Annotated in this window: 13 protein-coding genes and 1 pseudogene; 13 read left to right on the top strand and 1 reads right to left on the bottom strand. The window is 33.8% G+C overall.

Annotated elements, in window-relative coordinates:
- Nucleotides 1–14: 14 nt before the first annotated feature.
- Nucleotides 15–1,541 carry a histidine ammonia-lyase gene (gene hutH, locus DTL3_RS06670; protein WP_045088044.1) on the bottom strand — a complete coding sequence of 509 codons (1,527 nt, stop codon included), beginning with the start codon at nt 1,539–1,541 and terminating at the stop codon, nt 15–17.
- An 831-nt stretch (nt 1,542–2,372) separates the two neighbouring features.
- On the opposite strand from hutH, the gene DTL3_RS06665 reads away from it, so the two are divergent.
- The 13 genes and pseudogenes from DTL3_RS06665 to DTL3_RS06605 all read left to right on the top strand — a co-directional run bounded on the left by DTL3_RS06665 (nt 2,373) and on the right by DTL3_RS06605 (nt 22,202).
- Nucleotides 2,373–4,547, top strand: coding sequence for a glycoside hydrolase family 3 C-terminal domain-containing protein (locus tag DTL3_RS06665; protein ID WP_045088043.1), 2,175 nt, complete (start codon nt 2,373–2,375; stop codon nt 4,545–4,547).
- A gap of 61 nt (nt 4,548–4,608) precedes the next feature.
- On the top strand, nt 4,609–6,492 hold the full coding sequence (locus tag DTL3_RS06660) for an ABC transporter substrate-binding protein (RefSeq protein WP_045088042.1): 1,884 nt from the start codon (nt 4,609–4,611) through the stop codon (nt 6,490–6,492).
- A gap of 61 nt (nt 6,493–6,553) precedes the next feature.
- Nucleotides 6,554–7,561 carry an ABC transporter permease gene (locus DTL3_RS06655; protein ID WP_045088041.1) on the top strand — a complete coding sequence of 336 codons (1,008 nt, stop codon included), beginning with the start codon at nt 6,554–6,556 and terminating at the stop codon, nt 7,559–7,561.
- Between the two features lie 7 nt (nt 7,562–7,568).
- Complete coding sequence (locus DTL3_RS06650) at nt 7,569–8,432, top strand: ABC transporter permease (protein ID WP_045088040.1); 864 nt, start codon at nt 7,569–7,571, stop codon at nt 8,430–8,432.
- 5 nt (nt 8,433–8,437) lie between these two features.
- On the top strand, nt 8,438–9,439 hold the full coding sequence (locus DTL3_RS06645) for an ABC transporter ATP-binding protein (RefSeq protein ID WP_045088039.1): 1,002 nt from the start codon (nt 8,438–8,440) through the stop codon (nt 9,437–9,439).
- Nucleotides 9,432–10,394, top strand: a complete 963-nt coding sequence (locus DTL3_RS06640; RefSeq protein ID WP_045088038.1) for an ABC transporter ATP-binding protein — start codon at nt 9,432–9,434, stop codon at nt 10,392–10,394. Before DTL3_RS06645 ends, DTL3_RS06640 begins: the two co-directional genes overlap by 8 nt.
- A 139-nt stretch (nt 10,395–10,533) precedes the next feature.
- Nucleotides 10,534–12,459 carry a right-handed parallel beta-helix repeat-containing protein gene (locus DTL3_RS06635; protein ID WP_045088037.1) on the top strand — a complete coding sequence of 642 codons (1,926 nt, stop codon included), beginning with the start codon at nt 10,534–10,536 and terminating at the stop codon, nt 12,457–12,459.
- Between the two features lie 328 nt (nt 12,460–12,787).
- Nucleotides 12,788–13,773, top strand: a pseudogene (locus DTL3_RS06630) (ABC transporter permease).
- A gap of 16 nt (nt 13,774–13,789) precedes the next feature.
- Complete coding sequence (locus DTL3_RS06625; protein WP_197539513.1) at nt 13,790–14,908, top strand: ABC transporter permease; 1,119 nt, start codon at nt 13,790–13,792, stop codon at nt 14,906–14,908.
- A gap of 21 nt (nt 14,909–14,929) precedes the next feature.
- Nucleotides 14,930–15,928 (top strand): ABC transporter ATP-binding protein, encoded by a 999-nt coding sequence (locus tag DTL3_RS06620; RefSeq protein WP_045088036.1) that lies wholly within the window; start codon nt 14,930–14,932, stop codon nt 15,926–15,928.
- The gene (locus DTL3_RS06615; RefSeq protein ID WP_045088035.1) at nt 15,918–16,943 is read left to right on the top strand and encodes an ABC transporter ATP-binding protein; all 1,026 of its coding nucleotides are present in this window, start codon (nt 15,918–15,920) and stop codon (nt 16,941–16,943) included. The genes DTL3_RS06620 and DTL3_RS06615 overlap by 11 nt, the downstream gene beginning before the upstream one ends.
- 81 nt (nt 16,944–17,024) lie before the next feature.
- Nucleotides 17,025–18,998, top strand: coding sequence for an ABC transporter substrate-binding protein (locus tag DTL3_RS06610; RefSeq protein WP_045088034.1), 1,974 nt, complete (start codon nt 17,025–17,027; stop codon nt 18,996–18,998).
- A gap of 75 nt (nt 18,999–19,073) precedes the next feature.
- Entirely contained in the window at nt 19,074–22,202 is a 3,129-nt protein-coding gene (locus tag DTL3_RS06605) for an endo-1,4-beta-xylanase (RefSeq protein ID WP_045088033.1), read from the top strand.
- The last annotated feature ends 85 nt before the right edge of the window (nt 22,203–22,287 follow it).

Raw genomic sequence — 22,287 nt, 5'->3', positions numbered from 1 at the left:
TCTTTTAAACTTCGTTAACACAACTTCCCTATTCTTTTTTCTACCTCATCTAAAATAATCCCCAATTTTAATAAGTTTTCACACTTGTTAATTTCTTCATACATAACTTTGTCTTCTTTTATTGTCGGAACTTGTGTTCTAACTATATCATAAATTATGCGTGTCCCTTTTCCCAACCCTTTATTTCCCCTTAAATCTATAGCTTGACATGCACAAAGCATCTCCATAGCCAAAACTTTTTGTACATTATTTAAAATTACTTTAGCTTTTCTTGCAGCTATGGTTCCCATTGAAACATGGTCTTCTTGATTTGCAGAGGAAGGAATAGAGTCTACGCTTGCAGGATGCGATAGTACTTTATTTTCAGATACTAAAGAAGCTGCAGAATATTGTACTAGCATTAATCCAGAATTTAACCCGCTATTTTCTATCAAAAACGGAGGTAAACCACTCAAGGTAGGATTAACCAATCTTTCAATTCTTCTTTCAGAGATATCAGCAATTTCTGATAAAGCAATAGATAAAAAATCCATAACCAATGCCACAGGTTGCCCATGAAAATTCCCAGCGGAAATAGTTTTTCCCTCATCGTAAAAAATTAAAGGATTATCTGTCACAGAATTTATTTCAGTAGTTAATACATTACGAACATAGTTTACAGCATCTTTTGAAGCACCATGTACCTGAGGAATGCATCTTAACGAATATGCATCTTGAACCCTTATTTCACCTTCTGAAGAGACCATTTTGCTGCCTTCTATTATTTTTCTTAGATTTATTGCAGTGTCAATCTGCCCTTTATGAGGTCTGAGATTTTGAACTTTTTCATCAAATGCATCAATAATACCATTTAAGGCTTCAAAAGTTAACGCTGAAATTATATCTGCCATTTTCATTAATTGAATACTGTCATACAGCACTAACGCTCCAATTCCTGTCATTACTTGTGTTCCATTAATTAAAGCTAACCCTTCTTTTGATTTTAAATTCACAATAGGAATGTTTGCTAATTTCATCGCTTCGTTTCCTGGTAATCTTTGACCTTTATAAAAAGCCTCTCCTTCACCTATCATTACCAAAGCCATATGAGCTAGAGGCGCCAGATCGCCACTTGCACCTAAAGAACCTTTTTGTGGAATTACAGGATGAACTTGCTTGTTTATCATTTCAACAAGGGTATTCAAAGTGGAGAGTCTTATTCCAGAGTAGCCTTTTACCAATGAATTAACTCTGAGCAACATTATTGCTCTTACTATTTCTATATCTAAAGGCTTTCCTATTCCACATGCATGGCTTCTTATTAAATTTTTTTGTAAAGTTTCAGACTTATCTTTTGAAATTACCACTTTGCATAAGTCTCCAAAACCTGTAGTTATTCCATAAATCACTCTTTCTTCTTCGACAAATTTATCCACAAGATTTCTCGAGTTTTCTATTTTTGGCAATACTGAATTGTCAATATCCACTTCAAAATAATTTCTCGCTACATCTACTATATTTTCTAAACTTAAATGCTCTCCATCAATATAAATTTTATTCAATTTTATACCTCCAATTGAGCCGGTTTCCTAATATCACTTGAATTATAGCACTATGAAATTTTTTTCTTACTTCGTTATATTTCAAATTAGAATTGATTTAAAGCAATAAAACGCAATTAAAAGCAAAAAACAATTATAATCTGAAAATGTATTTATTAAAAAGTTTGCAAAAATTTTAAAAAAATAAGAAAATTCATCTTAATCGAAAATAAATGTTATTAATTAGGTCTAATATTAGTTGATTGGATAAATTAATGGTTGACTTAAAAAGTTAATTTACATATAATTTATTTACAATAAATTGCATTTTACTTTAAATTTTAACTTAACAGCAATTTTCATTTTTAAAAATGATCAAATTATATTTCATATTTTTCTATTTACTTTCTTTAAAACTTTTTTCGAACTATATATTTAGATTAAAACGCGTACTTCATTTTTTAGATAATCTTTTTATATTGCAAAATTCATTTGTTCACCTATATTTTAATTCTGAAATGTAGTATCTTTACTTTTATTTCTTCAAAATAATTTTTCTTTTTTATTAATATTAGTTGATTATATAAACTTACTATCTATTAACTATCTAATACAAAGTTATACAAAAAGTTATTCTAAATTTTTTAATTTTATTTCTTAATATTATTACTTCGTATCTTAAATATTTGGTAGTCTTTCAGGGGGATGGGCTTTAACAATATTAGTACATAAATTTATAGCTAAAAACTTTTTCTCAGTAATTTTTAATTTGTTCCAAATTTTTGTTTTTTTCGTCTTCCTCTAACTTAATGTCTTAAGAAAATGTACTAAAAATAAGAACGGAGGTTAAAAATGTACAAAGATTACAACAAACCTATCGATGAAAGAGTAGAAGACTTATTGAATAAAATGACTCTGGAAGAGAAAATATCACAAATGATTTATAGCTCTAAGGCTATTGAAAGATTAGACGTTCCGGCATACAACTGGTGGAATGAAGCTTTACATGGGATAGGAAGGGCGGGAATTGCAACTGTTTTTCCACAAGCCATAGGGATAGGGGCATCTTTTGATCAAGAAATGGTGTTTCAAGTAGCCTCAGTTATATCAGATGAAGCAAGAGCAAAGTATCATGAGTTTATTAGAAAGAACGATAGAACTATTTTTAAAGGTTTAACGTTCTGGAGTCCTAACATAAACATATTCAGAGATCCCAGGTGGGGACGAGGCCAAGAAACGTATGGAGAAGACCCACATTTAACTGGCAGACTTGGTGCAGCGTTTATAAAAGGTATGCAAGGTGACGATCCTAAATATTTAAAAACTGCAGCATGTGCCAAACATTATGCTGTTCATAGTGGACCGGAAATGTTGAGACATCAATTCAACGCAAAAGTAAGCCTGAAAGATTTAAGGGAAACCTATCTACCTGCATTCAAAGATGCGGTAAAAGAAGGCAAAGTAGAAGCAGTAATGGGTGCATACAACAGTGTTAATGGTGAACCGGCATGTGCCAGTAAAATGCTTTTAGAAGATATATTAAGAAAAGAATGGAAGTTTGAAGGACATGTAGTATCAGATTGTGGTGCAATACAAGACATATATGAGTATCATAAATTTGTTGAAACAGCAGAAGAAGCAGCAGCAATCGCAGTAAAACGAGGATGTGATCTAAACTGTGGAAGAACGTATGAAAGTTTAAAAAAAGCTGTAGAAAAAGGATTAATAACAGAAGAAGAAATAAATACAGCGGTAAGAAGGCTACTCAAAACAAGATTTAAGCTAGGCATGTTTGACCCGGATGAAGAAGTGAAATACGCATCAATTCCTTTTGAAAAGAATGATTGTGAAGAACATAGAGAATTAGCCTTAGAAATGGCACATAAAACGATAGTGTTATTAAAAAATGAAGATAACCTTCTTCCTTTGGACAAAGACAAGATAAAAACAATAGCTGTTATAGGACCAAATGCAGACAATATAGACGTGTTGTTAGGAAATTACAATGGTACTCCTTCAAAATACGTAACTGCTTTAGAAGGAATAAGAAATGCTGTAGGAGAAGATGTAAAAGTATACTATTCACAAGGATGTGACCTTGTATCAACAAGAGACAATTACTGGGGAACTCCAGCAACTCACGGATTTTCAGAAGCCGTATCATATGCAGAAAGATCAGATGTAGTAATAATGTGTTTGGGAATATCTCCAAGGATAGAAGGAGAAGAAGGAGCAGCATATTTAAACACTGATTACAAAGGAGACAGACCAAACCTTGACTTACCAGGAATGCAAGAACAATTACTAAAAGAGATACACAAAACAGGAAAACCAATTATCTTAGCGTTATTCAACGGAAGCCCTATAACAATAAACTGGGCACAAGAAAACATACCAGCAATAGTAGAATGCTGGTATCCAGGAGAAGAAGGAGGCACAGCGTTAGCTGATGTAATCTTTGGAAAATACAATCCAGCTGGAAGATTACCGATAACCTTTGTAAAATCAGTAGATCAATTACCCCCATTTACCGATTACTCAATGAAAGGAAGAACGTACAGATACATGCAAGAAGAACCACTCTATCCATTTGGTTACGGATTAAGCTATTCAAACTTTGAATACAGTGGCTTAAAATTAGATCCACAAGTTGTAGATATAGAAGAATTAAAAGAAGTTGAAGTAAAAATAACTGTAAAAAATATAAGCAACATAGCAGGAGAAGAAGTAGTACAACTTTACATAAAAGATATAAAAAGTAGTGTAAAAGTACCCAAATATGAACTCAAAGGATTTAAACGGATATATCTTGAACCACAAGAAAGTAAAAGTATAGAATTTACAATAACTCCTAGGCAGTTATCGCTAATAAATGAAGAGGGGAGGTGTGTATTAGAACCAGGAGAATTCAAGATATATGTAGGTGGTCAACAACCAGATGAAAGAAGCAAAATTCTAACAGGAAAAGAAGTCTTATCAGTAGTTTTAAATGTGAAAGGTGAAAAAGTATTAGAAGTTGAGTATTAAAGTTGTATGTTTTTTAAAAGTAAGGAAAGAAGTAAGAAAACAAAGCAGGAGGTGTGAAAAAATGAAAAAAAGTGCATGTATAATTGTATTGGCTTTATTACTCTTTATAACAGGACTTTCCCAAGTTGCTGGAATTCCAAGAGAAGAGACATTGATTGTCGATGTATTATCAGGAAGAGCCGGGTCTCCGGGTAATTTTAACGTTTTTACGTCTGCGTGGCGTAATCCTGATAGAGGCATTCAACAATTAATTTTAGAACCTTTATGGATAGTTGACCCTACTACAGGAGAAGTAATAAACGCTTTAGCATCAGAAGAGCCAATATATAACAAAGATTTTACACAAATGACAATAAAATTAAGAAAGGGTTGCTATTGGAGTGATGGAGTAGAAATTACCGCTGATGACATTGTATATGGAATTGAAACAGCTATGAAATATACAGCTATGGGTAGCCATGATACGTTCAATTTGAATGTAAAAAAAGTCTACAAAACAGATAATTACACTGTTGTCTTTGAATTAAAGGAACCCAACGCACGGTTTCATGCGAATTTCATTGATAGATGGGGAGGATGGAGACCTTTCCCAAAACATGTTTTTGAAAAGGTCGATGATCCTATTACCTTTGATTTCAATCCTCCAATTAGCAGCGGTCCATATGTACTAAAAGATTATGATCAAGCCGGTTATTGGACGTTGTATGAAAAGAGAGAAGATTGGGAAAGAACACCAACAGGAATGTTGTATGGAGAGCCAAAACCTAAATATGTCCTTTTCTATTATTATGGAGAAACTTCAAATAAAGTAATCGCTCAAGCAAATCACAATTTAGATATGACAGATCTAACAATTGAAGCTTTTAGAGCACTTACACAAAGGAACCCATATACAAGGGCATACAGAATAGAATATCCATGGATAGTTAATGTTGATCCTTGTATTACAGGACTGACTTTAAATAATGAAGTTTATCCCTATAACATAAAAGATGTCAGGTGGGCTTTAACTTTGGCAATAGATATAGTTGATTACATAGGGATAGCTTTTGATGGAGCTGCCCCAATGGGAGTGCTACACTTACCTCCAACTCCTTATTATTTAAAAGTTTATTATGAGCCCATGGAAGAATGGTTAAAAAACTTCACGTTAGATATAGAAGTTAACGGACAACCTTTTAAACCATACGATCCTTCTGCAACACTTAGGGCTGCTCAATACGCAAGAGAAAGAGGATACACTGTACCAAATGATATCAATGAACTTAAAGAAATGTTTGGACCTGGGTGGTGGAAATATGCACCAGACGTAGCTGAACAATTATTAATCAGAAATGGGTTCAAGAGAGATAAAAACGGTAAATGGTTACTACCAGATGGTACTCCTTGGAAGATTACTATAATTAATCATCCATCTCCTTCTCATCCTTCAAATAGAAATGGTTTGGCTGCTGCACAGCAATGGAGAAACTTCGGCATTGATGTTAATGTAGTTACAAGTGAATCAATACAAGATATAACTTTCTTTGGAAACTATGAGGTATCAACTAATTGGCCAGCACCTGAACCTTGGGGAGGTCATCCGGATTTGGACAGAGTTTTAAGTCCTTTCCATTCAAGGGTTTATAAACCTATTGGTGAATACGCTGTACAAAATGGTCCTACTTCAAGATGGACCAATCCAAAGTTAGATAAAATAGTTGAGAATATGGAAAAAATTGATTGGAATGATCCTAGAAATCTCGAGCTTGGTATGGAAGGCTTAAAGTTACTAATTGAAGAAATGCCTACAATACCAACATTTGGATACCCTGGTGTTGTTGGATGGGATGAATACTACTGGACCAATTATCCTGGCGCCGAAAATCCTTATACTCAACCTTATCATCATTGGCCAAACTTGAAATACATGCTCCCATACTTAGAACCAACAGGAAGGAAATAATAAGTAATTAATCTCAACGGCCCCCTTCGGGGGGCTTATTATCAAAACGGAGGTGTAATACTTGCTATTCATCAAACGATACTTACTTCCTAGAATAGTACAATTCTTAGTAGTTGTATTTGTAGGTATAACCATAGTATTCTTTGTACCTAGACTCACTCCTGTAGATCCTGTACAGCAAGTAATAAGTCAAATAACGTCTCAAGGCGCCTTCATGGACCCTGCGGCAGTAGATGCATTACGACAATCCCTCACAGAACTATATGGACTAGAAGGAGGTATGTTCCAACAATACTTTGCGTTTTGGGGAAGACTAATAAAAGGTGATTTTGGTCCTTCACTATTCCAATTTCCTACACCTGTAATGGATTTAATAATGATTTCTCTACCTTGGACTGCAGGATTACTAATAACAACAACTATCATATCTTGGATTATAGGTAACATACTTGGAGGACTTGCAGGATACTTCAAAAACAAAGCATGGGCTAAAACATTAGACAACATATCTATGGTTTTAAGACCTATCCCATATTACATATTTTCGTTACTACTTTTAATACTATTTGCATATCTAATCCCAATATTTCCTTCAGCAGGAGGATACTCTGTGGGAAGACGTATAGGATTCAACTGGGCATTTATATCTGATCTTTTAATTCATTCATTCTTACCAGCTATGTCACTAGTCATTTTAGGTATAGCTGCAAATTTCATGACAATGAAACTCATAGTCTCAAATATAGTTGCTGAAGATTACGTTATGTATGCAAAAGCTGGAGGATTAAAAGAATCAACAATAGCCTTTAAATATGTAATCAAAAATGGGTTATTGCCTCAAATAACTGGTCTAGCCTTATCGCTTGGACAAATATTTGGAGGGGCACTTATAACAGAGATAGTATTCTCATATCCAGGATTAGGAACACTACTATATGGAGCAATCAACTCAGGAGACTACAACCTAATAATGGGAGTCACTTCACTCTCAGTTATAGGTATTGCTGGTGCTACGTTGTTAGTTGATCTCATATATCCACTATTTGATCCTAGAATAAGATATAGATGAGGTGATAATGTTGGAAGCTTTCAAAGAACTTATGAAAGATGGAAGATTCAAATTTGCGTTTATAGTAATATGTGTACTTGCATTCATGTCGATACTTTCGTTCTTCTCACCATACGATCCATTAAGATGGAATGTTGTACCTAGAGATAGACCACCTAGCTGGCCACATATATTTGGAACAACATCCCAAGGTCAAGACTTATTTTGGCAGTCTACCTTTGCGATAAGAAACTCGTTGACAATAGCGTTAATAGCATCGGGTATATCAAGGGTTATTGCAATAATAGTTGGACTAGTTTCTGGATACAAAGGAGGGACTGTAGATACTGTATTAATGTCGATTAATGACAGTTTTGTAGTTATGCCTCTGTTACCAATACTTATATTAATAGCATCTGTTATTAGAGAAAATTTAAACATGGTAACGTTAGGAATCATATTGAGTCTATTTGGATGGGCATGGGATGCGAGGGTAATAAGGTCACAAATACTCAGTCTAAGAGAAAGGGAATTCACATACACAGCTATACTATCAGGGACAAAGACATTCAATCTAGTAGTAAAAGAATACTTTCCATTCATAATCCCGATAATATTTGCAACGTTAATTAACAACATGATATGGGCAACGGGTATGGAAGTAACCCTAGCCATACTAGGACTATCAAACACAGAAATACCAACAATAGGTACCATGATACATTGGGCGGTTAACTATCAATCAATACTACTAGGATACTGGTGGTGGATACTAACTCCGGTAATTATCTCTGTATTCCTGTTTGTAGCGTTATATTTACTTTCTACAAGTTTGAGTGAATATCTTGATCCACGAACTAGAATACAAAGAATTGGTAAGGCAAAGGAGTGAAATTGTTGAATATACTAAAAACAGAAAATTTAAAATCATACTATATATTTGAAACACCAACAGAAAAGAAAGAAGTTAAAGCTGTAAACGATGTGAGTATAGACATAGAAGAGGACAAAATATATGGGGTTGCAGGAGAAAGCGGATGTGGAAAAAGCACTTTTCTAAAAACAGTATGTGGATTGGCAGAACCACCACTGAGGATAGTAGGTGGAACGATATACTATCTAGTCAATGGCAAATATGTTGATATAACGAAACTGAGCCAAGAAGAATACAGAAAGTTAAGGTGGGAATATATCTCCTATATACCTCAAGGATCGATGAGTGCATTAAATCCAATAATTCGAGTTAAAGAATCGTTCAAAGATTTTGTAACAGCACATAAAAAGATAAAGGATGATCAAAAAGATTTTGAAGAACCTTTAAGAAAACACTTGAATGCGTTAGGCCTACCAATGAGGGTGTTAAAATCGTATCCTCACCAATTATCTGGGGGTATGAGACAAAGGGTAACAATAGCGTTAGCAACAATATTAAATCCGAGAATAATATTAGCAGACGAACCAACAACAGCGTTAGATGTAGTAGCTCAAAGGGCAGTAATACAACTTCTCAAGGATATACAAAGCTTACAGAAAAATACAATAATATTAGTAACTCACGATATGGCAGTACATGCAAACATAGCAGATAGGATGTTGATAATGTATGCAGGTGTGTTTGTAGAAGAAGCAGATACAGAAGAATTATTTGAAAACCCACTACATCCATACACAAAGTTTTTGATAGGATCACTTCCAAAGATGGGAGACAAAAGTTACAAGGTGAGTGCACCAGGTTCACCACCCTCACTAGCAAATTTACCGCAAGGATGTCCGTTTCATCCAAGGTGTCCGTATGTAATGGACATATGTAAGAATGAAAGACCAGCATTAGTAGAAACAAAACCATCACACAAGGTGTCTTGTTTTTTGAATTCAAAGGAGCGGATACAAAATGACTAACTCAACAGAAGAACTCATAAGGACAGAAAAGTTACAGAAAATCTTTGTAGTAGGTGGTGGGTTTGCAAGGAGTAAATTGGTAGCGGTAGATGATGTGAACTTTCACGTTAAAAAGAATGAAATTTTCACATTAGCAGGAGAAAGTGGTTGCGGTAAATCAACAGTTTCAAAGATGTTGTTAGGGTTTCTAGAACCAAGTGAAGGTAATGTATATTACAAAGGGAAAGATGTAGCAAATTTAAAGAAATGGAAAGAAAAGAAAGGGTTCATGAAAGAGGTACAATCAATATTTCAAAATCCGTTTGAAACATTCAATCCGTTAAGGAAAGTAGACAGTTATTTGTACGATACACAGAAACATTACGGTATGAGTAAGAAAGATAAGATGGTAGAAGAAGCGCTAGAAGCAGTGGGATTAGATATAAGTGAAGTAAAGGGAAGATATCCAAACGAATTTTCAGGAGGACAATTACAGAGGATATCAATAGCAAGAGCTTTGATAACAAGGCCATCGTTGTTAATAGCTGATGAACCTGTTTCGATGGTAGATGCATCGTTAAGGATGTCAATAGTGAATTTGTTTAAAGAGTTAAGAGATAACAGACATGTGAGCGTGTTGTATATAACGCATGATTTAGCAACAGCGTATTATGTAAGCGATAGGATAGGAATAATGTTTAGAGGTAATATCATAGAAATGGGTGATGTAGAACAAGTGTTGATGAATCCTAAACATCCATACACACAGATGTTGAAAGAGTCAATTCCGGAAGCTGATCCAAATAAGAAATGGACTGAAAGAATAAGTATAAAAGAACTAGAGACTGAAGAGTATATGAGAAAAGGTTGTAAGTTTGCAGGTAGATGTCCGTACGTTATGGATAAGTGTAAGGATAATATGCCTCCAGAATTACAAGCTGAGAATAGAATGGTTCGTTGTTGGTTGTATGAGTGAGTGAGAAGAATCAAATAAGATTGTTTAATTGTTTTTAAAACATGAATTTCCAGTGTTAATAAATTTTTTAACAAAAATAATCTTTAAGACTACAGAATTACTTTTAGTTAAATAATCTATAAAAAGGAGACATTAAAAAATGGAATATCACGTAGCTAAAACTGGTTCAGATCAAAATATAGGAACACTACAAAGTCCTTTTTTAACAATAAACAAAGCGGCATCTATTGCAATGCCTGGCGATATTGTAATCGTCCATGAAGGAATATATCGTGAATGGGTCAAACCTAAAAATAAAGGATTAAGCAATAAAAGAAGAATCATATATCAAGCAGCTGATGGTGAAAAAGTAGTAATCAAAGGATCTGAACATATTCAAAGCTGGCAACATGTTGAAGGTAATATTTGGAAATGTAAACTACCTAACTCTTTTTTTGGCGATTTTAATCCTTACAATGAAGAGATATTTGGAGATTGGCTAGTTACAGTCGAAGAAACTAAACATTTAGGAGATGTATACTTAAATGGAATGTCTTTTTATGAGGTTGGTAGCTATGAAGAGTTAATTAATCCGACTGTAAAAACAGAAGTAATAGACCATTGGACACAAAAAAAGGTTCCTGTTTTGAATCCAGAACAGACAAAATATGTTTGGTTTGCTGAAGTTGATAACGAAAATACCCTTATTTATGCAAATTTTCATGGAGCTAATCCAAATGAAGAATTAGTTGAAATCAATGTACGTAGATCTTGTTTCTATCCAACTGATACAGGTATTGATTACATCACTGTAAAAGGCTTTGAAATGGCGCACGCAGCTACTCCTTGGGCACCCCCAACAGCTGATCAACCAGGATTGATTGGTGCTAATTGGAGTAAAGGTTGGATCATTGAATACAATATTATTCATGATGCAAAGTGCAGTGCTATAAGTATAGGTAAAGAAGCTTCCACTGGACATCTTTATCGTTCTATTCGAAAAGATAAACCTGGCTACCAATATCAGTTAGAGTCAGTTTTTTCAGCCGAACATAAAGGATGGAGTAAAGAAAGCATTGGTTCTCACGTTATTCGAAATAATACAATATATGATTGTGGTCAAAATGCTATTGTAGGTCATTTGGGATGTGTTTTTAGTCAAATTTACAATAATCATATATATAACGTGGGTATAAAACGTGAATTTTATGGACATGAAATCGCAGGAATTAAATTACATGCTGCAATAGATGTACAAATTTATCATAATCGTATTCATAACTGTTCTTTGGGATTGTGGTTAGATTGGCAAGCACAAGGTACAAGAGTTAGCAAAAACTTATTTTATCAAAATAATCGTGATTTATTTGTAGAAGTTAGTCACGGTCCATACGTTATTGATCATAATATCTTAGCTTCCGAATACTCAATAGACAACATGGCACAAGGTGGTGCTTATATTAATAATCTAATAGGCGGTAAGATGCAACACAGAAAAGTGCTGAATCGTTTTACCCCGTATCATTTACCTCATAGCACAAAAGTTGCTGGCTACGCATGTGTGTATGGAGGAGATGATAGATTCTATAACAATATATTTGCAGGAAGGAAAGGATTAGAAGATACCGGAACTTCTCATTATAATAATTACACATCTTCTTTAGAAGAATACATTGAAAAAGTCAATGAAAAAAATGGTGATTTAGAAATATTTGCATCCGTAGAACAACCAGTTTATATTGATAACAATGCATACTTTAATGGAGCACTACCTTTTGAAAGAGAAAAATGCAACTTGGTAGAAAAAGATTTTGATCCAAAGCTCTCGATTATCGACAAAGGAGAAGAAGTTTACCTTTCTTGTAAATTACCAGATATTTTCGAAAATTTATTTGGAAGAATACATTCAACATCAACCTTAGAGAGAGTTCGTATCGTTGATGCTGAATTTGATAGTCCGGATGGAAAAAATCTAATATTAGATACAGATTTTTTTGACAAACAAAAAAACGAAAAAAATCCAATAGGCCCTATTATGAGTTTAAGAAAAGGTGAAAATTACATCAAAGTGTGGGGAAAAATGTAATTTTTTACTATATAATGGATGCCCCCAATGGGGGGCATCGCTATCAAAATTCAATCGAAAACTATAAAGCAATAATGGTTTATTAAATCCACTAAATAATAAATGTATAAAAAGACTATCTTTTCAAAATGCTAGAAAAATGCCAATAAATAAAAATAAATTCCTTATTTAAGTTTAAACTTAGTTGATTAGAAAAACTAAAGTTTGATTTCTAATGTAAAAATTGATATATTTATATTTGATTATTATAAAAATAAATTTAATTTTTTTACCAATTGAGAGAAAGTTATTTTCTTATTATGAAATACCGAATCTGGAGATGGTACTTTTGATTAAATACATTACAAAAAGATTGCTTTTTTTGCTATACCTTTATTGTTTATCATCTGTCTTATATCTTTCGTAATAATTGAATTACCCCCAGGCGATTTTATAACTTCTTATGAAATGTCTTTAAAACAAAGTGGTGAAACAATTGATCAAGCAACTTTAGAACTTTTAAGAGCTCGATATGGTTTAGACAAGCCTGTTGTTATTAGATTTTTTATGTGGTTAGGAAACCTTCTAAAAGGTGACTTAGGGTATTCAATGCTTTATCAAAAACCTGTTAGTGATCTATTAGGAGCTCGATTGTGGTGGACAGTACTTATATCTACTCTTTCAACAGTTTTCGCTTGGACTTTCGGATTTTTATTAGGAGTCTATTCTGGAACACATCAATATTCAATTGGCGATTATGCTTTTACTGTTGTAGGATATTTAGGAGTATCTATACCTAACTTTCTTCTAGCTTTAGTGTTGATGTGGATAGCGTTTTCTGCTTTTAATGTAAGCTTAGGCGGATTGTTTTCTCCAGAATATGCTTTATCTTCTTGGAGTTTAAGAAAATTTTTGAATCTTCTTCAACATTTGTGGATCCCAATCATAGTTGCTGGAACTGATAGTATGGCCGGACTTATCAGAGTATTAAGAGGAAATCTACTTGATGAAATAGATAAACCTTATGTCACAGCTGCAAAAGCAAGAGGGGTTCCCGAAAAGAAGGTTTATTGGAAGTATCCTTTAAGAGTCGCTATGATACCTTTTTTAAGTACTGCAGGGTGGACAATTCCCGGAATCATATCCGGTGTTGTTGTTACAGGAATTGTACTAAATCTCCCAACAGTTGGAACCCTTCTTTTAGATTCTCTAAAAGCTCAAGACATGTATTTAGCAGGTAGTTTGGTTCTAATTTTAAGCATATTTACTGTAATTGGGACAGTAGTCTCGGATATATTACTTGCGTGGGCTGACCCAAGAGCTAGACTTGAATAACGAGGTGAATTTGTATATGCAAAATAATTCATTAAATAAAAGAATGGACGAGAAAGCAGAAAAAATTTATTATGCTTCAGAAGCAAAACTTATATGGTGGCGTTTTAAGAAAAACAAATTAGCAATTATAGGAATGATAATTCTAATAATTTTATATGCTTTAGGAATTTTTTGTGAATTTTTTGCTCCGTATAATCCTAACAAACTGAATTCTGCATATGTATATGCTCCTCCACAAAGAATCCGTATAATAAGAGAAGGAAAACTTGTTCAACCTTATGTTTATGGTTATAAAATGACTAGAGATCCTAAAACTCTTCAAAGAATTTATACTACTGATGAATCAAAAATATATCCTTTAAAATTTTTTATAGAAGGTGATCCCTATAAATTGTGGGGAATATGGGAATCAAACATTCATTTTGTTGGAGTAGAAGATGGAGTTTTTTTCCCATTTGGAACTGATCGAATGGGAAGAGATGTCTTATCTAGAATAATCTTTGGGACAAGAATTTCAACTACCATAGGTTTAGTTGGAGTATTGATAAGTTTATTGATAGGAACGGTACTCGGAGGAATTTCAGGATATTATGGAGGGTCAGTCGATTTTGTTATTCAAAGAATAATTGAGATTATTAAAAGTATTCCTACAATTCCTTTATGGATGGCACTTGCGGCAGCTCTCCCGAGATATATGACTCAACTTCAAAGATATTTTGCAATAACCGTTATTCTCTCTTTAGTTGGATGGACAGATTTAGCAAGAGTTATTAGAAGTAAATTTATTATTCTTAAAAATGAAGATTTCGTAGTGGCTGCTCAATTGGCAGGAGCACGTCAAACTAGAGTTATTTTTAGACATATGTTACCTTCTCTTACCAGTCATATGATAGTTTCAATAACCCTTTCTATTCCAGGGATGATTCTTGGAGAAACTGGTTTGAGTTTTTTAGGATTAGGATTACAATCACCAGCAATAAGCTGGGGCGTCTTATTGCAAGAAGCACAAAATGTTAGAACCGTAGCTTTACAACCTTGGCTAATGCTACCGGCAATGTTTGTAATAATTACCGTTCTTTGCTTTAATTTCGTTGGTGATGGATTAAGAGATGCTGCAGACCCATACAAGATCTAAATTAGTTTTAGGAGGATTAATATGGAGAATGTTTTAGAAGTAATAAATCTTGAAACATCATTTGAATTAACTGAAGGATCAATTAAAGTATTAGATAATATAAATTTTACATTAAAAAGTAATGAAATATTAGGTCTTATTGGAGAGTCCGGATGTGGTAAAAGTGTGACTGCTTTATCTATACTTCAAATTCTACCAAGAAATGCTAAATGTAACGGAAAAGTCTTATTTTACAATGGCAAGAAAATAATAAACATTTTAGAATTAAATTCGAAAGGTGAAGAAATAAGACAAATACGAGGTAACGAAATTTCTATGATTTTTCAAGAACCGGCTGCTTCATTTTCTCCCGTTTACACTATCGGAGAACATATGGTAGAAGCAATTACCTTGCATAAAAATATATCAGAAAAATTAGCCAAAGAAAAAGCCTTAGAGATGTTAGAGAAAGTGAAGATTCCTGATCCAAAAAAAATAATAGATGCTTATCCTTTTGAGCTATCAGGAGGAATGCTACAACGAAGTATGATTGCCATGGCTTTATTATGTAATCCTAAGATACTTATAGCCGACGAACCAACAACTGCTTTAGATGTTACAATACAGGCACAAATTTTGTATCTAATAAAAGAACTTCAAAAAGAATTTCATAGCTCCATCATTTTTATCACTCATGATCTGGCTGTTATTTCTCAGATGGCAGATAAAATTGCGGTCATGTATCTAGGACATATTGTCGAAGAAGCCGATGTATTTGAAATGTTCAAAAATCCACTTCACCCATATACTAAAGCTCTTTTAGATTCTATTCCTAAATATGGAGTTAGAAAGACTAGATTAGAAACGATTTCCGGAGTTGTTCCTGATCCGTACAATTTACCTAAAGGTTGTAGATTTCATACTAGATGTAATAAATTCATGGAAGGGCTATGTGATGTGCAACAACCTAAAGTTGTTGAAATTAGTGAAAATCATAAAGTAAAATGTTTCCTTTATGGAGGTACCAACGATGAAAGATAAAAAAATTTTAGAAGTTACTAATTTAAAAAAATATTTTCCAATTAAAAGGGGTGTATTCGGAAAAATTTCCGGTTATGTAAAAGCTGTTGATGATGTTAGTTTTTATATAAATGAAGGCGAGACATTAGGATTAGTTGGAGAATCAGGATGTGGAAAAACAACAATAGCCAAAACTATTTTGCGTGCTCTAAATCCCGATGAAGGAGATATTTTCATGAATCTTAATGATGAATTTGTCAACATTGCAAAATTACCGAAAAACCAGTTAAAAAATCTAAGAAAAAATATTCAAATGATCTTTCAAAATCCGTTTACATCTTTAAATCCTCGAATGAAAGTTAAAGATATAATTGGAGAACCTTTATTTGTTAATAAAATTGCTAAAGGAAAAGAACTTGAATCAATAGTTGAAGAATTAATGGATATGGTCGGTTTAAGAAGGGAATATTTGATTAGGTATCCTCATGCCTTTAGTGGCGGTCAAAGGCAAAGAATAGTCATTGCAAGAGCATTGGCATTGAAACCAAAACTTGTTGTTTGTGATGAACCAGTTGCAGCTTTAGATGTTTCCATTAGATCTCAAATTTTAAATCTCTTAATGGATCTTCAAGAACAATTAAATCTTACTTATCTATTTATTTCTCATGACCTAAGTGTTGTTCAACACATAAGTGATAGAGTTGCAGTTATGTATTTAGGAAAAATTGTTGAAATAGCGGATACTGAAACACTTTTTCAACAACCTAAGCATCCATATACAGAAAAATTACTAGAAGCCGTACCCAAACCTGATCCAAATATAAGAGCCGATCAACTAAAACCTTTAGAAGGAGAAGTTCCAGATCCTGCAAATCCTCCGGAAGGATGCTATTTTCATCCAAGATGCCCCTATGCTATAAATATATGTAAAAAAGAATACCCTAAATTGAATATTTATAGTTCAGTTGAAAGCGAACATTTAGTTGCTTGTCATCGTTCATCTGAGCTAAAGCTCAATGGAATTACACTAGTATAAGATATATATATTATATATTCTAAACGAATAATCACATTTAAAATATTTTAAGATTGTTTCAATTTCACGGGAGGTGGTATTATGAAAAGTAAGAAAGTGGTAATTTATTTATTGTTGGTTTTCCTCTTTCTAGGAACACTGTTTGGATGGGACGCATATGGAACACCTGAAGAATATTACAAAGCTACAGGCAATAAAATCACTCAATTCAAAGAATCGCCTGTTCTTGCTGAAAAAGTAAAAAAGGGAGAGCTCCCACCAATTGAGGAAAGGCTTCCAAAAGAACCTCTGGTAATTGTTCCTGAAGATGAAGTAGGAAAATTCGGCGGTACATGGAGAAGGGTTTGGAAAGGTCCTTCAGATCAATGGGGCGTTTATAAAATAAATGAACCCCATTTAGTATATTGGGACTCTGAAGGAGGAAAATTTTTACCTGGTGTAGCAAAAAGTTGGGATGTTTCAGATGACGGAAAAATTTACATTTTCCATCTAAGAGAAGGAATGAAATGGTCTGATGGACATCCATATTCAGCGGATGACTTAATTTTTTGGGCAAACGACATAGTTGGAAATGATGAACTGACTGCTTCCAAACCAGCTTGGTACATTGTAGGAGGTAAAAGGGCAAAAATAGAAAAGATAGACGATTATACAGTTAAATTCGAGTTTGCTGAACCATATGGATTGTTTTTGCTCCAAGTTGCTTACAGTCAAGGTTTTGTAGGAGCCCCAAAACATTACTTAAAACAATTCCACCCAGATTATACACCTATGGAGGAAATTCAAAAAATAATCGATAAAGAAAAAGAAAAAATGTACTTCACGTGGGTAGATGTTTTCAATGACAAAGATGATCCTGTACGAAATCTAGAACGACCAAGTTTGTTTACATGGGTTCCTGTAACCGATCCAACAGGTTCTTATTATATTCTTGAACGAAATCCATATTACTTCGCTGTTGACATAGAAGGCAACCAATTACCATATATCGACACTGTTCGTCATGAATATGTTATGGATGATGAAATAATTATGTTAAAAGCGATTGCTGGAGAAATCGATATGCAATTTAGGCATATTGGGACCTTAGGAGCAGGTGCAGGTAACTACACATTACTAGCAATGAATGCTGATAAAGCTGATTACCAAATCTACAATTGGATTGCCGCTAATGGTTCTGCTAGTCAATTAATGTTGAACACTTTTGACCATGAAGATCCTGTATTACAAGAAATATTTAGTGATGTAAGATTCAGACAAGCATTATCTCTAGGAATAAACAGAGAAGAAATCAACGAAATTATTTTTTCTGGATTGGCTAAACCTCGACAAGCTTCTTTAGTCAGCGGTTCAGCTTATTATGACCCTGAATGGGAAAGAGCATATGCAGAATACGATCCAAAACGAGCTAACGAACTTCTTGATGAAATGGAACTCAAATGGGATTCAAAAAAGCAAAACAGACTCAGACCAGATGGAAAACCTTTACAATTCTCTGTACAAGTAGCTGGACAGCCACACACGGATATTTGGACCATAATACGCGAATACTGGAAAAACGATCTGGGTATTCAAATTGAAGTAGACACAATTAACAGAGATCTTTTCGACTCTAGAAAGGACGCCCATGAATTTGACGGGCAAGTATGGCAAATGGATAGGGCTGCTCAACCCTTAGCTGAACCATATAATTTGATTCCAGGTGCTTCAAATATTTCTGAATCCTGGTACATAGGTTGGACAACTTGGATTAAAGCTTATATGAGTGGAGACAAAATTCCAGAAGATGCCATTGTGCCTCCAGAGGCGGTCATTGATTTGGTAGATCTATGGTTACAAATCCAAGTAACAACAGATGATGAAGAAATAAAAGAACTTATGAAAGAAGTGACAAAGATTCATAGTGAAAACATATGGATGATAGGAACTGTAGGAGAAGACATAGCGCCAGCAATAGTAAAAAATAATTTTAAGAATGTTCCTAAAGAACTTGTAACGGATGATATTTTAAGATCACCTTTGAACGCTATGCCTATGCAATTCTTTATTCAGTGATATTGTTTTCCCCAACCTTATTTTAAAGGTTGGGGAAATACTATGCAATTTACTATTATGTAAGGAGGTAATAAAATGAAAAATGCAATAATTCCTTTGTTGTTAATTGGTTTAGGACTACTGACAATTGGTTTTTCTACTGGTTTATCCGTCCAAACCGGAGATAAAGTTATCTCCCCATTAGATTATGAATTTCTTATTGATTTTGAAAATTCTGACGTAAAAATTAATCCAAGAGGAGAAAATATTTTACTCAATGTATCTCAAGACTTCACGTTTGAAGGTAACTACTCATTAAAGATAGAAAACAGAAAAGCTGGTTGGGAAGGTCCTGAGATAGATTTCACAAATGATTGGAAAATATTTGATGGAACTGAATTCACTGTTTATGCTCCCGTCTATCAAACCTCCAATTCTCCACAACTCTTTAGGATTGTTGCTTGTATAAATGATGCAACGGGGGAACGTTTTGTAAACATATCTGAAAAGGTTGTAGTTCCTAATTTTTGGAAAGAAATAACAGGAACCTTCAAATTCGATCTCAAAGAACCAGTTAATAATTTCTCTTTGATAATAATAACTCCTTTAAAAGCAGATTTTACATATTACTTAGATGATTTTAAAGTTCTCGGAGTTAACAAAGTCCCAAGGACAGATATTATATTGAAATCAACATTTGAAAAAGGAATTGAAAACTGGCAATCTAGAGGAGATCCCGTTTCTATAACTTCAACTGATAAAATAGCGCACAGTGGAAAATACTCATTATATGTAACTGAAAGACAAAGTAACTGGCACGGAGCTCAGATCGATCTTAAAGACATGCTAATACCGGGCAAAAGTTACGAAATTGAAGTCTGGGTTTACCAAGAAACCGGACAAGATCAGCAAGTAACTTTAACTATGCAAAGAAAATATGCTTCGGATGATCAATCTCACTATGATACAATCGTCTGGCAAAGAACTATACCTTCTAATAAATGGACGCAAATTGGAGGATCCTATACTGTAAAGTCTGGAGAAACAATTAAAGAAATGCTCTTTTATGTTGAATCACCAAATAATACATTAGCATTTTATCTTGATGATTTTGTACTAATTGATAAGACTATTCCTTTGTTTGAACCAGAATGGGAAATACCCGATTTATATGAAATTTATGGTGACAACTTTAAAATAGGTGTTGCTGTTCCTTACAAAGTACTCTCTAATCCGCTTGAAATGAAAATGGTTGAAAAACATTTTAATAGTATTACCGCAGAAAACGAAATGAAACCAGAAAGTCTTTTGGTTGATCTAAATAGCTATAAGTTTTCTGTTGCCGATGAGTATATTAGTTTTGCTCAATCGAAAAATTTTGACGTAAGAGGTCATACATTACTATGGCACAATCAGACACCAGATTGGTTTTTCAAAGATACTAATGGAAACTTAGTCTCAAGAGAAGTTCTTCTTAAACGCATGGAAAAATATATAAAAGATGTTGTTGGCCATTTTTCTGGGAAAATTCAAGCTTGGGATGTAGTCAATGAAGCAATTGATCCAAATCAACCCGATGGATTAAGAAGAACATTATGGTATGACATTATCGGACCTGAATATATTGAATATGCTTTCAAGTTTGCACATGAAGCAGATCCTAATGCAAAATTATTTTATAATGACTACAATACTTATGAACCAAAAAAGAGAGATTTTATTTACAACCTCGTTTCTGATTTCAAAGCAAGAGGAATTCCTATTGATGGTATTGGCATGCAAATGCATATAGGAGTGGGAACAGATTTACGTCAGGTTGAAGAAGCTATCGAGTTATTTAGTTCAATTCCAGGTATAGAAATTCATATAACTGAATTAGATATGAGCATTTATAAAGATCAATCTTCTAACTATGATGCTCCTCCTTATGAATCTCTTGTGGAACAAGGATATGTGTACAAAGAACTATTTACACTGTTAAAAAAGTATGATGACGTTATAACGAGCGTAACTTTCTGGGGCCTAAAAGATGATTATTCATGGAAAAATCAGAACAGAAATGATTGGCCATTACTATTTGACAAAGACTATCAAGCAAAATATTCCTATTGGGGAATAGTAGAACCAACAGTATTGCCCATTCTCCCAAAAAAAAGTTCCATAGCTCAAGGCACTGCGATACCTTTTGGAATGTTGGATGATTCTTATTTGTTTTCAATACCTATACAAATCTTCGATGAACAAGGAAAGGAAAGATTAAACGCTAGAGTGATATGGAACGAAAATACACTATTCATTTACGGAGATGTGCAAGATGAAACGAAGGATCCACAAGATGGAATAGCAATTTTCATTGATCCTAACAACGCCAAGACTCCTTACTTACAAGATGACGATGTTTGGGCAATTATTAGAACTGATTGGACAGTCGAAACAAATAAACCAGATGAAATCGAAATTAATCATTTTGTCAGCCCTGGATATAAAAAATATAATTTTGAATGCTCGATTATTCTCCCTCAAAAATTTGAAAAAGATTCATCAATAGGTTTTGATATAGCAATAATAGATGGAAACAAAATATACAGTTGGAGTGACACTACAAACCAACAAAAAGAAATTACAGCAAATTATGGCACTCTTGTTTTAGAAGCAGCTGCTGTGGGAACTGCAAAATACGGAACTCCAATTATTGACGGGGAAATAGATGATATTTGGAAAATAGCAGAAACCTATTCAACCCAAACAGTTGTTTCTGGAAGCCTTCAAAACGCTAAAGCAGATTTCAAAGTCTTATGGGATGAAAAAGCACTTTACGTTCTTGCTACAGTATCTGATCCGGTTTTAAACAAAGATCATTCAGATCCTTGGGAACAAGATTCTGTGGAAATTTTCATCGATGAAAATAACAACAAAACAGGATTCTACGAATTAGACGATGCACAATATAGAGTTAACTTTGTTAATGAACAATCCTTTGGTACAGGTGCCTCTGCAGTAAACTTCAAAACAGCAACCAAAGAAATAGATGGTGGATACATAATTGAAGCCGCTATTTCTTGGAAGACAATTGCACCATCTGGCGGAGAAGTGATAGGATTTGACGTTCAAGTAAACGATGCAAGTGCATCTGGCAGAAGAGCAGGAATACTCACTTGGAATGATCCAACCGGTAACAACTATCAAAGTACAGTAAACTTTGGAAACATTAAACTCGAGAAATAGAAGTAAATAGTATTTCTACTTATTTTTACTGATTCATATTCTGGCCTGCATTAGATAACCTACATTTTGTTAACTAGAATGCAGG

The organism is Defluviitoga tunisiensis, assembly GCF_000953715.1.
In the GTDB taxonomy this organism is placed as follows: domain Bacteria; phylum Thermotogota; class Thermotogae; order Petrotogales; family Petrotogaceae; genus Defluviitoga; species Defluviitoga tunisiensis.
This window is presented reverse-complemented; position numbering and strand designations above follow the sequence as displayed.

Coding starts and splice junctions, on each gene's coding strand:
- DTL3_RS06640 (WP_045088038.1), top strand. CDS start 9,432: ATGACTAACTCAACAGAAGAACTCATAAGGACAGAAAAGTTACAGAAA.
- DTL3_RS06615 (WP_045088035.1), top strand. CDS start 15,918: ATGAAAGATAAAAAAATTTTAGAAGTTACTAATTTAAAAAAATATTTT.
- DTL3_RS06635 (WP_045088037.1), top strand. CDS start 10,534: ATGGAATATCACGTAGCTAAAACTGGTTCAGATCAAAATATAGGAACA.
- DTL3_RS06660 (WP_045088042.1), top strand. CDS start 4,609: ATGAAAAAAAGTGCATGTATAATTGTATTGGCTTTATTACTCTTTATA.
- DTL3_RS06610 (WP_045088034.1), top strand. CDS start 17,025: ATGAAAAGTAAGAAAGTGGTAATTTATTTATTGTTGGTTTTCCTCTTT.
- DTL3_RS06605 (WP_045088033.1), top strand. CDS start 19,074: ATGAAAAATGCAATAATTCCTTTGTTGTTAATTGGTTTAGGACTACTG.
- DTL3_RS06665 (WP_045088043.1), top strand. CDS start 2,373: ATGTACAAAGATTACAACAAACCTATCGATGAAAGAGTAGAAGACTTA.
- DTL3_RS06620 (WP_045088036.1), top strand. CDS start 14,930: ATGGAGAATGTTTTAGAAGTAATAAATCTTGAAACATCATTTGAATTA.
- DTL3_RS06625 (WP_197539513.1), top strand. CDS start 13,790: ATGCAAAATAATTCATTAAATAAAAGAATGGACGAGAAAGCAGAAAAA.
- DTL3_RS06650 (WP_045088040.1), top strand. CDS start 7,569: ATGTTGGAAGCTTTCAAAGAACTTATGAAAGATGGAAGATTCAAATTT.